Raw genomic sequence first — 14,929 nt, forward strand, 5'->3', positions numbered from 1 at the left:
GCGGTTGGGCGCTAAATTCATCGCCCGCGAGATCGAGAGGGGAATAGGATGCGCGTTCTGATCGTCGAAGACGAGCCCAACCTCGGACGCCAGCTCCGCGCGACGCTGGAAGGCGCCGGCTACGCCATCGATCTCGCCACCGACGGCGAGGACGGCCATTATCTCGGCTCCACCGAAAATTACGACGCCATCGTCCTCGATCTCGGTCTCCCGGAGATAGACGGCCTCACCGTCCTCGACCGCTGGCGCAAGGAGGGCAAGACAATGCCCGTCCTGGTCCTCACCGCCCGCGACAGCTGGTCGGACAAGGTCGCCGGCCTCGACGCCGGCGCCGACGACTATCTCGCCAAACCGTTCCAGACGGAGGAGTTGATCGCCCGCCTCCGCGCCCTCATCCGCCGCGCCTCGGGCAACGCCTCTTCGGAGCTGACCGCGGGCGACGTCCGCCTCGACACCCGCTCGGGCAAGGTGACGCTGAACGGCGAGCCAGTGAAGCTCACTGCGCAGGAATATAAATTGCTCTCCTACCTGATGCACCACAAGGGCAAGGTGGTCAGCCGCACCGAGCTGATCGAGCATATTTACGACCAGGATTTCGACCGCGATTCGAACACGATCGAAGTGTTCGTCACCCGCATCCGCAAGAAGCTCGGCCCCGACGTCATCACCACCATCCGCGGCCTCGGCTATTCGCTGGAAGAGCCGCGGGGTTGAGCGCGGCGGCCGAACCGCCACGGCGGGGGTAATGGCCCCGCCCCAAAAGCGCCGGCGCCGCGGCGGAGGCTCGCTGACCGGCCGCCTGATCTTCATCTCGGCGGTGTGGATTCTGCTGTTGCTCGGCGCCGGCGGCTATGCCCTCGACAGGGTCCTGACCTCCGCCCTCACCCGCAATTTCGACGCCCAGATCGGCTATGTGATGACGGCTTTGATCGGCTCGGCGGAGATCGATCCGCAGGGCGGGGCCTATCTCAACCGCACGCTCGCCGACCAGCGCTTCCTCGAGCCCAATTCCGGCGCCTATTTCCAGATCACCGCGATCCGCAATCGGGGCGAAAAGGCGCGGCCCGAGCTCGATCTCCCGTCGCAATCTTTGTGGGACCGGCGGCTGAAGGTGCAGGGCGGCCATAACGATTACGGCGTCCACTCCTACGACAGCACGGAGTTCGGTACCTCCGAGAAGCTGCGCATCATGGAGCGGGACGTGCGGCTGCCCGGATCGAAGGTGCGATGGCGCTTCCAGGTCGCGCAGAGCCGCGAGGAGCTCGATGCCCAGATTTCGGTCATCGAACGGACGATGATCTATTCGTTCGTCGTGCTCGGCCTGGGGCTGGTCGTGCTCGCCGCCCTCCAGGCATTCTACGGCCTTTGGCCGCTGCGCCGCGTCCGCCGTGCGATCGCCGCGATCCGGTCCGGCCGCGCGTCGCGGATCGAGGATGCCTTCCCGCGCGAGATCGAGCCGCTGACCGAGGAGCTGAACGACCTCCTCGCCCATAACGAGACCCAGGCCGAGGAGGCGCGGCGTCATGCCGGCAACCTCGCTCATGCGCTGAAGACACCGCTCACCGTCATCACCAACGCCGCGACGGCGGACGCGCCCGACCTCGCCGACACCGTCTGCCGAGAGGCGACGACGATGCGCCGCCAGGTCGACCATCATCTCGCCCGCGCCCGCGCCATCGGCCGGCGCTCGTCGGCACAGGCGCGCTCACCGGTCTGGCCGTCGCTCGAGTCGGTGGAGCGCGCCGTGTCGCGGCTGTACGAGAATGCGACGGTGGACCTGGCCGGCGACAAGGATGCCTGGGTTCGGGTCGAGCGGCAGGATCTGGACGAAATGGTCGGCAATCTCATCGAAAATGCTGCGAAATATGGCGGCGGCCGCGTGTTCGTGACCGTTCACAACACGCCTGAATGCGTCGAGATCGAGGTGGAGGATGACGGCCGCGGCATCCCCGAGAGTGAGCGCGCCTCGATCTTCGACCGGGGCGCCCGCCTCGACACGGGCAAGCCCGGCACCGGCCTCGGCCTCGCCATCGTCCGCGACGTCGCCCACATTTACGGCGGCTCGGTGACGCTGGAGGAGAGCGAGGATCTCGGCGGGCTCCTGGCACGGCTGAAGCTGCCGCTCTGCGCTTAGAGGCACGTAGCGCGCCCTTGCCTTTCGCCCGCCTCCGTCGCACAGCCCGCGCGACATGAGCGCCACCCTCCACGCCGTCGGCCCGGCCCGTGCGCCTTCGCTCGAGCCGATGATCCAGCTGGTCTCCGCCGACCTCAATCACGTCAATTCGGTGATCCTCGAGCGGATGCAGAGCCCGGTCGCTTTGATCCCCGAGCTTGCCGGCCATCTCATAGCCGGCGGCGGCAAGCGGATGCGGCCGATGCTGACGCTCGCCTCGGCGCGGCTGCTCGATTATTCGGGCTCGCGCCACCACAAGCTATCCGCGGCCGTCGAGTTCATCCACACCGCGACCCTCCTCCACGACGACGTCGTCGACGGCTCGGGCCTGCGGCGTGGGCGCCGCACCGCCAACGTCATCTGGGGCAATCCGGCGAGCGTGCTGGTCGGCGACTTCCTCTTCTCCCGCGCCTTCGAACTGATGGTCGAGGACGGCTCCTTGCGCGTTCTCAAGATTCTCTCGCGCGCCTCGGCGATCATCGCCGAGGGCGAGGTCGACCAGCTCACCGCCCAACGCCGGGTCGAGACCGGCGAGGACCATTATCTCTCGATCATCGGCGCCAAGACCGCGGCGTTGTTCGCCGCCGCCTGCCGCATCGCCGCGGTGGTCGCCGAGCGCGACGAGGGGGTCGAGGAGGCGCTCGACAGCTATGGGCGCAATCTCGGCATCGCCTTCCAGCTCGTCGACGACGCGATCGACTATGCGTCCGACGAAGCGACGATGGGCAAGGACGCCGGCGACGACTTTCGGGACGGCAAGGTCACCCTCCCCGTCATCCTCGCCTACGCGCGCGGTTCGGAGGCCGACCGCCGCTTCTGGCGCCAGGCGATCGAGGAAGGGCAGAATGACGAGGAAGCCCTCGCCCGCGCCGGCCGCCTCATAGAGCAGAGCGGCGCCCTCGCCGACACGCTCGCCCGCGCCCGCACCTACGGCCAGCGCGCGATCGATGCGCTCGGGCCGTTCCCGGCGGGCAAGGCCAAGGCGGCGCTGACCGAAGCCGTCGCCTTCGCCATCGCGCGGGCTTATTGAGCCCGAGTCGGGCGCCGGAGAGCCGTCACTCCGGACTTGATCCGGGGTCCACCTTTGTTTTCCCCCGTTGGACACACGATGATGGATGCCGGATCAAGTCCGGGATGACGAGAAACGGCGCCGCGTGACCCAACTCCCCATCCACGACGCCCTCCCCGACCTCCTCGCCGCGCTGCGGGAGCGCTCCTCGGCGGTGCTCGTCGCGCCGCCGGGGGCTGGAAAGACCACCGCCGTCGCCCCCGCCCTGCTCGGCGAACCATGGTGCACCGGCGAGATCCTCCTCCTCTCGCCGCGCCGCCTTGCCGCCCGTGCCGCGGCCGAGCGGATGGCGGAGCTGGCGGGGGAGCGGGTGGGGGAGACGATCGGCTATGCGACGCGGCTTGATACCAGGCGGTCGGCGCGCACCCGCATCCTCGTTCTCACCGAGGGCATCTTCCGCAACCGCATCCAGACCGACCCGGAGCTGCCCGGCGTTTCCGCCGTGCTGTTCGACGAAGTGCACGAGCGCAGCCTCGACAGCGATTTCGGCCTTGCCCTCGCCCTCGACGCGCAGGCGGCGCTGCGGCCCGATCTTCGCCTCCTTGCCATGTCGGCGACCCTGGACGGAGAGCGGTTCGCGGCGTTGATGGACGGTGCGCCGGTCATCGCCAGCGAGGGCCGTTCCCATCCGATCGAGCTCCGCCACCTCGGCCGCGCGGCGGAGCGGCGGATTGAGGACGAGATGGCGCCGGCGATCCGCCGCGCCCTCGCCGAGACGGAAGGCAGCATCCTCGCCTTTCTTCCGGGAGTGGCGGAGATCGAGCGGACGGCGGAGCGGGTCGAGCCCCTTCCGCCGGGCACCGAGCTCCACCGCCTCCACGGCAGCCTGGAGCTCGGGCAGCAACGCGCTGCCATCGGGGCGCCGCCGGTGGGGGTGCGCAAGCTGGTGCTGGCGACGTCGATCGCCGAGACCAGCCTCACCCTCGACGGGGTGCGCGTGGTGGTGGATTCCGGCCTCGCCCGCCGGCCCCGCTACGACCGCGCCGCCGGCATCACCCGCCTCGTCACCGAGCGCGCCAGCCAGGCGGCCGTCACCCAGCGGGCGGGACGCGCCGGACGGCAGGCGCCGGGAATCGTCTACCGGCTATGGGAGGAAGCGGCGACCGCCGCCCTCCCACGCTTCGACCCGCCGGAGATCCTGGAGGCGGACCTGTCGGCGCTCGTCCTCGACTGCGCTTTGTGGGGTGTGACGGACCCGCGCCAGCTGCGTTGGCTCGACCCGCCGCCGGCCGCCGCCGTTGCCGAGGCGAAGAGGCGCCTGCTCGCCTTGGGTGCGATCGAGGCTGAGGGCCGCCCGACCGGGCACGGCCGCGCCATCGCCAGCCTCCCCCTCCCGCCGCGGCTTGCGCACATGCTGATCGAAGCCGCCGCGCGCGGCTGGGGCCGGACGGCGGCTGAGGTGGCGGTTTTGCTGTCGGAACGGGGCCTCGGCGGGAACGACGCCGACTTGGAGATCAGGCTGCGGCGCTGGCGCGGCGACAGGGTCAAGCGCGCGGAGGCGGCGCGCGGGCTGGCCCGGCGGTGGTTGCAACTCACCCAAAAGCCCTCTCCCGTTCAGGGGAGAGGGTTGGGGGAGGGGCAGTCGGAGCGTTCCGGACTCCCCCTCTCTTCTGAAGGAGAGAGGGAGATCGCTGCCTGCATCGCCCTTGCATACCCCGACCGCCTGTCCCGGCGCCGCTCGGCGTCCGGGGAGGAGTGGCTATCGGTGGGAGGGCGCGGCTTCCGGCTCGACGCGACGTCGCCGCTGGCGCGGGCGGAGTGGCTGGCGGTGGCGGAGGTGTCCGGCACCGCCGCGGGCGCGCGCATCCTTTCCGCCGCCGCTCTCGACGAAGCGGACGTGCTTGCGCTGTTCGCGGATCGCGTCGAAACGGGCGCCCAGCTCACGTTCGATCCTGCGACCGGCACCGTCCGCGCCCGCAGCGGACGCCGCCTCGGCGCCATCACCCTCTCGGAGGGGCGCGACGCCAAGGCGTTTCCCGAACAGATCGCCGCAGCCTTGGTTGAAGGCGTGCGCACCCACGGACTTGATCTGCTGCCGTGGAGCGACGGCGCCCGTTCCCTGCGCCGCCGGGCGAGCTTCGCCCGCCGCATCGATCCGTCGCTGCCGGACATCTCCGATGAGGCATTGCTGGCGAGGGCGGACGACTGGCTCCCCTTCCTCGTCGCGGGGAAAGCCAGCCTGCGCGCCGTCGATCCCGCGCCCCTCTCCGGCACGCTGGACGCGATCCTTGGGTGGGAGGGGCGCAAGGCGGTGGATCGGCTCGCCCCCCATGCCTTCGAGACGCCCGCCGGGAGCAGCCACGCCATCGACTATGAGGCCGAGGCGGGCCCCACCGTCACCGCCCGGCCCCAAGTCTTTTTCGGCCTCGCCGAGCATCCCACAGTCGGCGGGGGCGCCATCCCGCTCGTCCTCAGCCTCACCTCGCCTGCGGGACGGCCGATCCAGACCACCCGCGATCTACCGGGCTTCTGGGCCGGAAGCTGGGCGGCGGTCGCCAAGGAGATGCGCGGCCGCTACCCCCGCCATCCGTGGCCGGACGATCCCGCACGCGCGGATCCGACGCTGCGCACCAAGAACGCCGATGCGCGCAGGCGTTGATTTGCGGCGCATCCTCCGGCAAGCGGCGCGGCGGAACCTGAGGAGCAAGTGAGATGGCGGCGGCGCGGATCTTCCAGCGGTCGAAAAATGCGATGCAGTCCGGCCAGGCGCGGGCGGGGGAGTGGATCCTCCAGTACGAATCGCACCGGCCGCACAGTCCCGATCCGCTCACCGGCTGGTCCGGCGGCGCCGACACGCAGAGCCAGGTCACCATAGGCTTTCCCGATCTCGACGCCGCCAAGGCCTATGCCGAGCGCCACGGCATCGCCTACCACGTCACGCCCGCCGCGCCGGCCGCGAAGCTGCGCCTCCAGAGCTACGCCGACAATTTCAAATAACCCGCCGGCGGCGGCCGCGGCTCAGCGCGGCAGGAAGCGCTCGACCACGTCGCGGGCCAGCCGCACCGGCCGCTTGGTCGCCGCGTCGAGGCAGCACCAGCAGCTCTTCACCTCCGCCAGCACCTCCTCGCCGCGCAGGAACACGGTGCTGAAGAAGGAGCGCGCGCCCTGGACGTGCTCGGCGACGACTTCCGCCACCACGCCATCCTCGAGGAAGGCGGGCCGGCGGTAGGTGATCTCGTGCTTCAGCGCGACCCACAGGTGCCGCGCCACCGCTTCGGCGGGCGCGATCGCCTCCCAATAGCGCACCACCGAATCCTGCACCCAGCGCAGGTACACCGCATTGTTGACGTGACCCATGTGGTCGATGTCGGATGGCGCGATGGCGAGACTGCATTTGTACATGGGGGAACTCGCTGACGAGAGGACTGAGCGGCAACAACTGACACATATGTCAGTTCCGGCCGCGCGCCAAGCGCCGCGTCAGCGCAAGAGGTCCCCGGCGAGCAGCAGCAGGAGCTTCACATCGACGCAGGCGCCCTCGGCACGCTTGGCTTTGACGAAGGCGGGGACGGCCGCGAGCGCCACCCGATGCACCTCGATCTGCTCGTGCGCATCGACGCCGCCGCCTTCGCCGATCTTGGTCAGCCCTTCGGCGCGCAGCAGGGTGAAGGCCTCCGAGGACATGCCCGCCGACGAATGATAGCGGCCGAGGTCGACCATCCGTTCCGCCGTATAGCCGGTCTCCTCCTCCAGCTCGCGGATGGCGGCGGTCTCGACCCCCTCCCCCGCCGTCTCGTCGCCGACCAGGCCGGCGGGAAGCTCGATGCAGCGCGCGCCGACCGGCACGCGATATTGCTCGACGAGGATGACATGGCCTTCATGGATGGCGACGATCACCGCCGCGCCGACGCCGCGGGTGCGGGAGACATATTCCCACGTTCCCTGCTTCGTCACCTTGATATATTTGCCTTCCCAGACCTGTTCCTTCGGCGCGTCGCTTGCCTCGGTCAAAGCTCGATGACTCCGTCGGGTATCTCGTTGGGATTGTCCTGAAGCGCCGGGACATGCTCGGCAAGCAGGCGGCCGATCCGTTCGACGGCCTGTGCCATTCCCTCGCCGGGCCGCCCTGCCTTCACCTCGGTGACGAGCGCGGCCATCGCCTCGCCCCATTGGGAGGGATCGACTTTCGAATGGATGGTCTCGTCAGCGACGATCTCGGCGCGGCGCTCAGCGATCGACAAATAGAGGAGGATCGCGGTCTTGCGGTTCGTGCGGCCGAGGCAGGCCGCCTTGAACAATTCGGTGGCGCGGCGGCGGACGCGGCGGGTCTTGGTCGCGTGGGGAGTCAGCGCCATGCGGAGCGGCATCCAGGCGAGCGCGTAGCGGACGATCAGGAAGGCCAGCGCGAGCTTGACGAAGAGGTAGAGCATGACCTCGCCGCGGGTCAGCGTCGCGCCCCAGCCGAGGATGTGCGCCACCGCCCAGTCGATCCACGCCTGCGGCACCAGCCCCAGCCCGACCGGCACGAGCAGCATCGCCAGCACGGCATAATGGAGGCCGACATCGTGATAGGCGTCGGACTTGGGTGCCACGATGGTGACGATTTCGGCGTCCGTGCCGCGCTCGGCTTCCGCCACCGCCGCGGCGATGCGAGCGCGGTCCTCGTCCGTGAAGCTCACCATGATCCCGATGCTCCCCCGCCGCCGAACGAGCCGCCGCCGCCCGAGAAACCCCCGCCGTCGCTGAAGCCGCCGCCGCCGCCGCCGCTTCCCCAGCCGCCGCCGCCGCCGCCGCCCCAGCCGCCCAGGCCCGGACCCCAGAGGAACACGCCGCCGCCGCCGCCGCGGCCGTAGCGCCGGCCATAGACCTTCCGCCGCTTGCGGAACATCGGGATGACGAACGCGAAGATGATCACGGCCCAGACGATCAGCGGCACGAAGCTGTGGCTCTGCTGGCGGACCTGGTGGACCTTCTGCGTCGCCGCGGCAGCCCGCTTCTCGGCCGCCTCCTGCGGGGCTTGGAGCTGCTCGATGAGGGCATCGACGCCGGCATTGATGCCGCCGGGATAATCGTTGTTCTTGAAGGCGGGGACGATCTTCTCGTCGATCACCGAGAGGTTGAAGGCGTCGGTGAGGATCGGCTCGAGGCCGTAGCCGGATTCGATTCGGACCCGGCGATCGCCCTTCGACACCAGCAGGATCGCGCCATTGTTCGCCCCCTTTTGGCCGATGCTCCAGGCGCGGCCGAGCTTGTAGCCATAATCCTCGATCGGATAGCCCTGCAGGTCCGGCACCGTCGCGACGACGAGCTGGCGGCTGCTCGCCTTCTCCAGCGCCGCGAGCTTCTGGGTCAGCGCCTGCTGCTGGGCGGGGCTGAGAAGGCCGGCGGTATCGACCACCCGGCCGGTCAGCGGCGGGAATTTCTGCGCGGCCGCGGGCGAAGCGGCGAACGCGAGGAGGAGAAGCAGGAAGGCCCAGACTCGTTTCATCGTTGAGGCTCCCGGCGCGGCTGCGGCCGCCGTGTGTCGCGTTCGAGGATGGCCGCGATCCGCGCAACGCCGGCCTCCGCGGCCGCGTTGTATCGCTTAGACTTTAGCAGGGGGAGGAGCGGGTCGCGGATAATCGCAGCGCTGCGGGCGTTGGTCACCAGGCCTTCGAGGCCGCAGCCGACCTCGATCCGAACCTTGCGCTGGTTCGGCGCGACGACGAGCAGCACGCCGTTGTTCAAGCCCTTCTGGCCGATGTGCCAGCCGTTGCCGAGGGCGAGCCCCCAGGCTTCGATCGCCCGCCCCTTGAGGTCCGGCAGCGTGACGACGACGAGCTGGTCCCGCGTCCTGCGCTCCAGCCCCGCCGAGCGGCGCGTGAGGGCATCGCGAGTTGCCGGCGAGAGGATGTGCGCCTCGTCGACGACGCGGCCCGTGAGCCGCGGTATGCGTATGGACGCGGCACTTGCGGTCGCCGCCGCCGGGGCTCCCGCCCTGCAGCGCACGGCGTCGACCGCGTCGCCGCCCCCCGCCGCCGCGGGCGCGGCGGGGAGCACGATCAGGAGAAGGAAAGCGGCGCCGCGCACCGGCACGCGGGTCAGTGACCAGCCGTGTTGGTGTCGAAGCTGACGGGCGGCGCGACCTCCGCGTTCTGAGTCTTCGCCTGGTAGGTCACCTTCGGCTTGGCACCATAGAAGACCTTCGCGCCGATCACGTCCGGGAAGGTGCGGATGCGGGTGTTGTAGCCCTGCACGGCCGAATTGTAATCGCGAATGGCGATGGCGATGCGGTTCTCCGTGCCCTCGAGCTCGGTGATCAGCGCCTTGAAATTGCCCTGGCTCTGGAGCTGCGGATAGGCTTCCTGGAGCCGCTGGAGCGACAAAGTGAGGCGGTTCTGCGCCTCGGAGAAACGCTGCATCGCCGCCGGATCGGAAAGCTGGTCGCCGGTGACCTGGATCTTGGTCGCGTCCGCACGAGCCTGGGTGACGCCGACCAGGATGCCCTTTTCGGACGCGGCTGCGCCCTGGACCGTCGCGACGATGTTCGGAATGAGGTTGGCGCGGCGCTGGAAGTCGGCCTCGACGTCGGCCCAGCGGGCCTTCACATTCTCCTCGGCGGTGGGGATCGAGTTGATCCCGCAGCCCGACAGCGACGCGGCGGCGACGGGGGCGAGCAGCAGGGCGGCAAGGCGTTTGCGGTTCATCGAGAAGTCCCCTCCCTTGGGTGTATTACGTGCATAGGTAGGCGGTCCGGTCCGCCGCCGCAACGGGTTGCCCCTTCAATTTTCGCGGCGGGGCGCCTATATCAGCCCCTGCCGGCTTGCCGGCTATGGCGATAAAATGTTGCGTTCAATAGATGCAGCGGACCCGGGGGCAGTACCCGGCGGCTCCACCATCTTCGCCGCAAGAGCGACACGCGTGGACCGCGTGCCGCCCCTGCGGCTCAGCTGATGGGGCCGAACCAGGATCGACGTGTGTTGAAACGCGCAGCTTTCGCCCGGAATGGGACCACCGCGACGGCCCATTACACAAGTGCCAACGATAACGTAGCACTCGCAATTGCCGCGTAACCTGACCCTCACGGGTTGAGTTACTAAGGACAAAAGCGCGGTCGGGCTGCACCGGGCAACAGAAGCAGACACCAGCGGCCGCCGGGGGGGCCGGGCAACAGAACCCCCCGGACCTTTCTTGCCCAGTGCGCCTCTCGCCCAGTGCGCCGCCGCGCCGGGCAGCGGAAAGCCCCTCACCTTCCCCCTTTTCCCGCGCGCCTGCTCCTGCGATGACACGTGCATGATCCTGCGCGCGCCCCTCCTCGCCGCGGCCAGTGCCGCCCTGCTCCTCGCCGGCTGCAAGAAGACGCCGGAGGAGAATGTCGAGGTGCAGTCGGAGAAAGCCTCGCGCGCGCTCGAGGAACGCTACAACCAGCTTCACTCGGAGGCGGAGAACGGCGCCGAGTCGGCGGCCGCGCCCTATGACAACGAGGCGGACGCTCTGCTCAACCAGATGTCTGGAAATACGGCGACGGTGACGATCGCGCCCGCGAACGGCACCGCGCCCGCCGTGGCGGGCGGCGCTCCCAAGCGCCGCCGGCCCTGACCACTTGCTCCGGCGGGAAGCCGAAGGTGAGCCCCCACGCTCTCCTTCGACCCCAGCGCCAGAGTTCGAAAACTCTGCCCCCGCGGGTGCGATAGCATGAATCGCGGCAGGGCGGTTACTCAATTCTGGAAACGGTTCGGAACGGTCCCCGGTATCGGCGTCAATCGCCGTTGGAACTCCGTACCGGCCGTAGCGCCGGCTGGGGGCGGCGCTGCAACGCCTCGCGCAGGAGGAGAAGCCGGGCGCGATAGTCGGCGACGACGGCGCGGCTGCGAACGAGGCCGCGCTCGAGGCGCTTTGCCGCCCTCTCGCTCCTCTCGCTCTGCCTGTTGCGCGTCATCGTCTGCATCCTCCGCCGCCGCAGCGGCTTGATCCATTTAAGTCCAAAAACGGAGGGAAGGCGGCAAGGTTGCCGTAATTGCACCGCCGAAACGGCCTTTGTGCCGTATTCGCACCGATCCGGAGCCAATTCAGAACGCGGCGGCGATGAGGTCCGCGGTGTAGGCGCTCCATGCCTGGCGATCATGATCGTAAAGCTGGGCGACAGCGCCGGACACGCGCACGGCGAAGGCCGTGTCGGCGGTGCGGTCGTGCCCCTCATAGACGCCGCCGCCGCGCGCGCCGAGATGGACCCATGCTTCGGCCGGGGCATACCAGAGCTCCGGCAGGTCGCCGCCGAAGCTGTGCCCGCTGTCGCGGTCGCAGCTCACCGCGCGGCCGCCGCCCACCTGCGCCTCGACGTTGAGGCGGGAGCCTGCATCATGGTCATAAAGGGAATAGACGGCGGAACCGCACGTATCGCTGATGCAGACGGCCGCAATGGCGGCGCGCAAATCGGGGGTCATAGAAGGTCCGCTTCGGAAAGATGGCTGCCGCAACGCGCTGCGGCAGGCCGACCCATGGTCTAGCGCCGCGCCTTCGTCCAGAGGTGCCTGGCGAGCATCGGCAGCGGCATGCGCAGCGCGTGGGAGCGGACGTAGAAGCCGAAGCGCAGCGGGCGGCGCGTCGCCCTGCCCCAGCCGTCGCGCGCTAGCAGCCGTGCCTTGAACAACGGATCGGCGCCGTCCCAGACGCGCCAGCTTTCCGGCACCGGGGTGGCGTAAAGGTCGTTCGCGAGCCGGCCCGCGCGGTGGAGGGCGGGGAGGAGATGGTGCCGCTTGGCACGCGCGTGCAGCGCCTGCCAGAAGGCCGCGTCCGCGGCGGCGAACTGGCGCAGCAGCCGGTCGATGTCCCAGAGGTTGCGAAGCCCGCCGGCGAGATCGCCGTCGGCGAGCAGATGCGCGGCGGCGTGGATCACCATATCCGCCGGGGAAAGCATGCGCAGGCCGTCCTCCAGCGGCATGCTGTCGGCGATCAGCGCTTCCGCGTCCGGCTTCGGCCGGGCGGTCAGCGGCAGGATCGTGTGGTGGACGTCGATCATCTTGTCGCGGGCGCGGTGGATGAGCGGCGGCAGCTCGTGCATCCATCGGCGGTAATAGGCGTCATCGTAGGCATCCTCCTTCACCCACTCCCAGGCGGCGGCGAGCAGGGCCTGCTCGACCTTCGGCAGGGCGGCGCGAGGGACGAGGATGTCGAGATCGCCGATCGAGCGGCCCTGCGCGGCATCGAGGCTGGCGGCGGCATAGGCCGTGCCCTTAAGGAGGATGACGGGAAGGCCGAGGGGCGCGAGGGCGCGGCGGGCCATTTCGGCCTCCCAGAGTGCCTCGGTGCGGACGGTGCCGGAGGCGCGGCGCGCATCCTCCATCAGCCGCTCGACTTCGGCGGGCAGCGCCTGTCCCTGCAGCCTGAACGCCAGCGTTCCGCCGAGGGACTCGGCGCGGGCGCAAGAGAGGATGGCGGTCCAGTCCCTGACGTCCGGCGGCGTGGCCGGGTCCGCGAGCAGGCGGGTGAGCTGAAGCGCGACGCCGCTCATTGCCGCGCCTCCCAGAGCTGCTCGACCAGCGCCACCGCTTCCTCGCTGGACGCATAGTCGATGGCCCGCGCGGGCGTGTCGCGGCACAGGCGCAGGAGGCTGTCGAAGCCGCGGCGGCCGAGCGCGACGTAGTTGGTCGACGCCTGGGTGAGCCGCATGAACAGCTCGGCCGCGCCGACCGGGCGCACGGTCGCGGCAAGATCAGCGCCGAAGCGCGGGAACAGGATCAGCGCCGGCACCGCGGCCTCGCCCATTCCTGCAATCGCCGACGCATTGGGCCGCAGGTGCCGGATCCTGCCCTTGGGCGTCCCCTCCAGGACCGGTCCGAGCCGGTCCGGCGCCACGCCTGCGAACAGTTCCGCCGCCTCGTTCTTGAGGCTCACGGCGCGGGGAAAGGGGTGTAGGCGGCCGTCGTCCAGGTCGAGCAGCGCGAATTCGTCGCCCATGAAGCGCCAGCCCCGCTCGCCGAGCAAAGCCGAAAGGGTCGACTTGCCCGCCCCCGACTCGCCGGTGAGGAGCAGCGCCCGCCCGTCCCGCTCGGCGGCCCCCGCGTGGAGGAGGAGGAACCGCCGCTGGCCGAGGGCCATCTGGAGGTTCATCCCCATTTCGGCGGCAAGCAGGCCGAGCGCGAGCGGCAGCGGCGCGGCATCGGGCAGGACGTAATCGCCACGGATGGCGACCGAGGGGCGGACGAACCGCCGCCATGGCTTCTCCGCCTCCAGGCGCACAGTGAAGTCGCACACGCCCTCCGGTTCGGGATAGCGGGCGTAGAGGCGGCGGAGCTCGGCAATCGGCCTCGCCCACTCGGATCCGATGCGAAACGCCACCGGCCCCACCTGCAGGCGAAGCTGATGCCTCACGGCCGGCGCACGAGGCCGGCGGCCTCAAGCTCGGCGAGGCGGGCGGCCAGGGCCGCCGCGGCGCCCTCGGCGGGCACGTCGAACCGGTCGCCGATGCGTCGGAGGATGTCCTCCGCATCCCCGGCCTGCCCGGCGAGCGCCTCGAGGATCTGCGGCGCGGGCGGGGCGAGGATATGGGTCTGGCCGGAGCGCGCGTCGAACAGGAAGGTCAGCCCCTCCAGCTCGGCGGCTGCGGCGAGGATGTCGGCGTCGGCGATGTAGGTGGAACCGGCCATGCCGGCGGCGGCTCGGGTCAGCGGGGCAGCTGCAGCGAGGCGTAGCAGGTGAAGCCACTCATCCCCGCCTGCAGACGGCGTATGTAATTGACATAGGCCTGCGCCGCCTCCGGATCGACGCCGGCGGGCGTGGGGCCGTGGTTGATCAGCGCCTTGGCCTCCTCCCCGGTCAGCGGCCGCGGCGGCGGCGGGAAGGCGCCGGCGGTCCCGGGCGGGACGACGCTGCCGTCGGGGGCGATGTAGCTCCCGGCATTTTGCGGCGTCGGAATCGGGATCTGGCAGTGCATCACCGAGCCCGCGGTCTGCGCCAGCGCCGGCCGGATCGTCACCACGGTCGAGGCCGCGGCGGCGCCGAGCGCGAGCACGGTCCGCCGGCTCGGCACCAGGCTGCCGCCGTCCGCTCCGCGCTCTGTACCGGGCTCGCTCATCCGCACCGCCTTATGCCTGCCGCCTTTCGCAAGGGTAAAGGCCGCAAGCCTTTGAGGAAAGGGGCGGCTTTCGCGCGTCCCGGCGCGGGACGGGCTCGGGCGGAAAAAACCTAAATTTGCTTTCATGAACGGCGGCGGAGAAAAATCGTTTCGGGGGCGTTGGGGTGGCGGGTCGCCAGAGTAGGGGCGGCTGTCATCCCAAGGAGGATCACCTGATGAAGACTCTTTTGTTCGCGGCCGCGCTGATGGTCGGCACTGCCGCCTATGCGCAGGACACGACCGGCCAGGGCGGCACCACCGCCACGGGCGGCGGCGGCGGCACCGTCGCCCCCAGCAATGCGGCCCCCGAGCGGGACGCGCGCGGCGTCGCCGTGATCTCCGCGCCGGCCGAAGCGCCCGCGGGGTACAACCAGCCACCGAGCGTCGGCGGCACCGGCGCGCCCGCGAGCGGCGGCGCGACGATGGCGCCGGCCGGCCCGCTGCCGCCCTGCACCCGCAAGATGACCGACCATTGCACCCAGACCTATGAGCGCAACCACGGCCCGGCCGGCGGCAGCTCGACGGCCGCGGGCGGCGGCAGCGACATGACAGCGACGGCGGACGCCGGCGGTGACACCACCACGACGACGACGAAGAAGACGACCCACCGTCGCACCACCCGCCGCCACAAATAAGGCGCGGCCGACGCGCCCCC

General features: G+C 70.2%; 19 protein-coding genes and 1 other RNA gene. 8 read left to right on the forward strand and 12 right to left on the reverse strand.

The genetic code is table 11. The features are described 5' to 3' along the window. Positions 1-48 precede the first annotated feature (48 nt). The 5 genes from VGC56_RS09040 to VGC56_RS09060 all read left to right on the forward strand — a co-directional run bounded on the left by VGC56_RS09040 (position 49) and on the right by VGC56_RS09060 (position 6,179). Positions 49-714 (forward strand): response regulator transcription factor, encoded by a 666-nt coding sequence (locus VGC56_RS09040; RefSeq protein ID WP_464124566.1) that lies wholly within the window; start codon positions 49-51, stop codon positions 712-714. Positions 715-745: 31 nt separating this feature from the next. Next, positions 746-2,134 (forward strand): sensor histidine kinase, encoded by a 1,389-nt coding sequence (locus VGC56_RS09045; protein ID WP_464124567.1) that lies wholly within the window; start codon positions 746-748, stop codon positions 2,132-2,134. 55 nt (positions 2,135-2,189) lie between these two features. Further along, positions 2,190-3,203, forward strand: a complete 1,014-nt coding sequence (locus tag VGC56_RS09050) for a polyprenyl synthetase family protein (protein ID WP_464124568.1) — start codon at positions 2,190-2,192, stop codon at positions 3,201-3,203. Positions 3,204-3,288: 85 nt separating this feature from the next. After that, positions 3,289-5,841, forward strand: coding sequence for an ATP-dependent helicase HrpB (gene hrpB / locus VGC56_RS09055; RefSeq protein WP_464124569.1), 2,553 nt, complete (start codon positions 3,289-3,291; stop codon positions 5,839-5,841). A gap of 53 nt (positions 5,842-5,894) precedes the next feature. Continuing rightward, positions 5,895-6,179, forward strand: coding sequence for an NADH dehydrogenase ubiquinone Fe-S protein 4 (locus VGC56_RS09060; protein ID WP_464124570.1), 285 nt, complete (start codon positions 5,895-5,897; stop codon positions 6,177-6,179). Positions 6,180-6,200: 21 nt separating this feature from the next. On the opposite strand, the gene VGC56_RS09065 is transcribed toward VGC56_RS09060, so the two are convergent. The 6 genes from VGC56_RS09065 to VGC56_RS09090 form a co-directional block, all read right to left on the reverse strand. Next, entirely contained in the window at positions 6,201-6,584 is a 384-nt protein-coding gene (locus VGC56_RS09065) for an acyl-CoA thioesterase (protein ID WP_464124571.1), read from the reverse strand. A gap of 78 nt (positions 6,585-6,662) precedes the next feature. Continuing rightward, the gene (locus VGC56_RS09070; RefSeq protein WP_464124572.1) at positions 6,663-7,193 is read right to left on the reverse strand and encodes an NUDIX hydrolase; all 531 of its coding nucleotides are present in this window, start codon (positions 7,191-7,193) and stop codon (positions 6,663-6,665) included. Next, positions 7,190-7,864, reverse strand: a complete 675-nt coding sequence (locus VGC56_RS09075; RefSeq protein WP_464124573.1) for a TPM domain-containing protein — start codon at positions 7,862-7,864, stop codon at positions 7,190-7,192. The genes VGC56_RS09070 and VGC56_RS09075 overlap by 4 nt, the downstream gene beginning before the upstream one ends. After that, positions 7,858-8,670, reverse strand: coding sequence for a TPM domain-containing protein (locus VGC56_RS09080; protein ID WP_464124574.1), 813 nt, complete (start codon positions 8,668-8,670; stop codon positions 7,858-7,860). The genes VGC56_RS09075 and VGC56_RS09080 overlap by 7 nt, the downstream gene beginning before the upstream one ends. Further along, entirely contained in the window at positions 8,667-9,251 is a 585-nt protein-coding gene (locus tag VGC56_RS09085; protein ID WP_464124575.1) for a TPM domain-containing protein, read from the reverse strand. The genes VGC56_RS09080 and VGC56_RS09085 overlap by 4 nt, the downstream gene beginning before the upstream one ends. Positions 9,252-9,262: 11 nt before the next feature. Then, positions 9,263-9,868 carry a LemA family protein gene (locus tag VGC56_RS09090; RefSeq protein ID WP_464124576.1) on the reverse strand — a complete coding sequence of 202 codons (606 nt, stop codon included), beginning with the start codon at positions 9,866-9,868 and terminating at the stop codon, positions 9,263-9,265. A 70-nt stretch (positions 9,869-9,938) separates the two neighbouring features. Here VGC56_RS09090 and ssrA point away from each other — a divergent pair. Beyond that, positions 9,939-10,307, forward strand: a transfer-messenger RNA (tmRNA) gene (ssrA, locus tag VGC56_RS09095). A 147-nt stretch (positions 10,308-10,454) separates the two neighbouring features. Then, positions 10,455-10,760 (forward strand): hypothetical protein, encoded by a 306-nt coding sequence (locus tag VGC56_RS09100; RefSeq protein WP_464124577.1) that lies wholly within the window; start codon positions 10,455-10,457, stop codon positions 10,758-10,760. A gap of 160 nt (positions 10,761-10,920) precedes the next feature. Here VGC56_RS09100 and VGC56_RS09105 read toward each other — a convergent pair whose 3' ends face one another. The 6 genes from VGC56_RS09105 to VGC56_RS09130 all read right to left on the reverse strand — a co-directional run bounded on the left by VGC56_RS09105 (position 10,921) and on the right by VGC56_RS09130 (position 14,235). After that, on the reverse strand, positions 10,921-11,100 hold the full coding sequence (locus VGC56_RS09105; protein WP_464124578.1) for a hypothetical protein: 180 nt from the start codon (positions 11,098-11,100) through the stop codon (positions 10,921-10,923). A 130-nt stretch (positions 11,101-11,230) separates the two neighbouring features. Beyond that, positions 11,231-11,605 (reverse strand): hypothetical protein, encoded by a 375-nt coding sequence (locus VGC56_RS09110; protein WP_464124579.1) that lies wholly within the window; start codon positions 11,603-11,605, stop codon positions 11,231-11,233. A 59-nt stretch (positions 11,606-11,664) separates the two neighbouring features. Next, complete coding sequence (locus VGC56_RS09115; RefSeq protein WP_464124580.1) at positions 11,665-12,672, reverse strand: nucleotidyltransferase domain-containing protein; 1,008 nt, start codon at positions 12,670-12,672, stop codon at positions 11,665-11,667. Then, positions 12,669-13,532: an HprK-related kinase A gene (locus tag VGC56_RS09120; protein WP_464124581.1), complete on the reverse strand. Its 864-nt coding sequence runs from the start codon at positions 13,530-13,532 to the stop codon at positions 12,669-12,671. Before VGC56_RS09120 ends, VGC56_RS09115 begins: the two co-directional genes overlap by 4 nt. Beyond that, positions 13,529-13,807 carry an HPr-rel-A system PqqD family peptide chaperone gene (locus VGC56_RS09125; protein WP_464124582.1) on the reverse strand — a complete coding sequence of 93 codons (279 nt, stop codon included), beginning with the start codon at positions 13,805-13,807 and terminating at the stop codon, positions 13,529-13,531. Before VGC56_RS09125 ends, VGC56_RS09120 begins: the two co-directional genes overlap by 4 nt. Positions 13,808-13,824: 17 nt before the next feature. Then, entirely contained in the window at positions 13,825-14,235 is a 411-nt protein-coding gene (locus tag VGC56_RS09130; protein WP_464124583.1) for a hypothetical protein, read from the reverse strand. Between the two features lie 215 nt (positions 14,236-14,450). Between VGC56_RS09130 and VGC56_RS09135 the strand changes: the two genes are divergently transcribed. After that, positions 14,451-14,909, forward strand: a complete 459-nt coding sequence (locus VGC56_RS09135; RefSeq protein WP_464124584.1) for a hypothetical protein — start codon at positions 14,451-14,453, stop codon at positions 14,907-14,909. The last annotated feature ends 20 nt before the right edge of the window (positions 14,910-14,929 follow it).

It is taken from the genome of Allosphingosinicella sp. (assembly GCF_036403745.1).
Taxonomy (GTDB): Bacteria; Pseudomonadota; Alphaproteobacteria; order Sphingomonadales; family Sphingomonadaceae; genus Allosphingosinicella.

Bases quoted from the DNA above. Each gene is read 5' to 3' on its own strand.
- VGC56_RS09130 (WP_464124583.1), bottom strand. From the start codon at position 14,235: ATGAGCGAGCCCGGTACAGAGCGCGGAGCGGACGGCGGCAGCCTGGTG.
- VGC56_RS09040 (WP_464124566.1), top strand. From the start codon at position 49: ATGCGCGTTCTGATCGTCGAAGACGAGCCCAACCTCGGACGCCAGCTC.
- VGC56_RS09080 (WP_464124574.1), bottom strand. From the start codon at position 8,670: ATGAAACGAGTCTGGGCCTTCCTGCTTCTCCTCCTCGCGTTCGCCGCT.
- VGC56_RS09065 (WP_464124571.1), bottom strand. From the start codon at position 6,584: ATGTACAAATGCAGTCTCGCCATCGCGCCATCCGACATCGACCACATG.
- VGC56_RS09045 (WP_464124567.1), top strand. From the start codon at position 746: ATGGCCCCGCCCCAAAAGCGCCGGCGCCGCGGCGGAGGCTCGCTGACC.
- VGC56_RS09135 (WP_464124584.1), top strand. From the start codon at position 14,451: ATGAAGACTCTTTTGTTCGCGGCCGCGCTGATGGTCGGCACTGCCGCC.
- VGC56_RS09060 (WP_464124570.1), top strand. From the start codon at position 5,895: ATGGCGGCGGCGCGGATCTTCCAGCGGTCGAAAAATGCGATGCAGTCC.
- VGC56_RS09115 (WP_464124580.1), bottom strand. From the start codon at position 12,672: ATGAGCGGCGTCGCGCTTCAGCTCACCCGCCTGCTCGCGGACCCGGCC.
- VGC56_RS09090 (WP_464124576.1), bottom strand. From the start codon at position 9,868: ATGAACCGCAAACGCCTTGCCGCCCTGCTGCTCGCCCCCGTCGCCGCC.
- VGC56_RS09050 (WP_464124568.1), top strand. From the start codon at position 2,190: ATGAGCGCCACCCTCCACGCCGTCGGCCCGGCCCGTGCGCCTTCGCTC.
- VGC56_RS09100 (WP_464124577.1), top strand. From the start codon at position 10,455: ATGATCCTGCGCGCGCCCCTCCTCGCCGCGGCCAGTGCCGCCCTGCTC.
- hrpB (WP_464124569.1), top strand. From the start codon at position 3,289: ATGCCGGATCAAGTCCGGGATGACGAGAAACGGCGCCGCGTGACCCAA.
- VGC56_RS09110 (WP_464124579.1), bottom strand. From the start codon at position 11,605: ATGACCCCCGATTTGCGCGCCGCCATTGCGGCCGTCTGCATCAGCGAT.
- VGC56_RS09075 (WP_464124573.1), bottom strand. From the start codon at position 7,864: ATGGTGAGCTTCACGGACGAGGACCGCGCTCGCATCGCCGCGGCGGTG.
- VGC56_RS09125 (WP_464124582.1), bottom strand. From the start codon at position 13,807: ATGGCCGGTTCCACCTACATCGCCGACGCCGACATCCTCGCCGCAGCC.
- VGC56_RS09105 (WP_464124578.1), bottom strand. From the start codon at position 11,100: ATGACGCGCAACAGGCAGAGCGAGAGGAGCGAGAGGGCGGCAAAGCGC.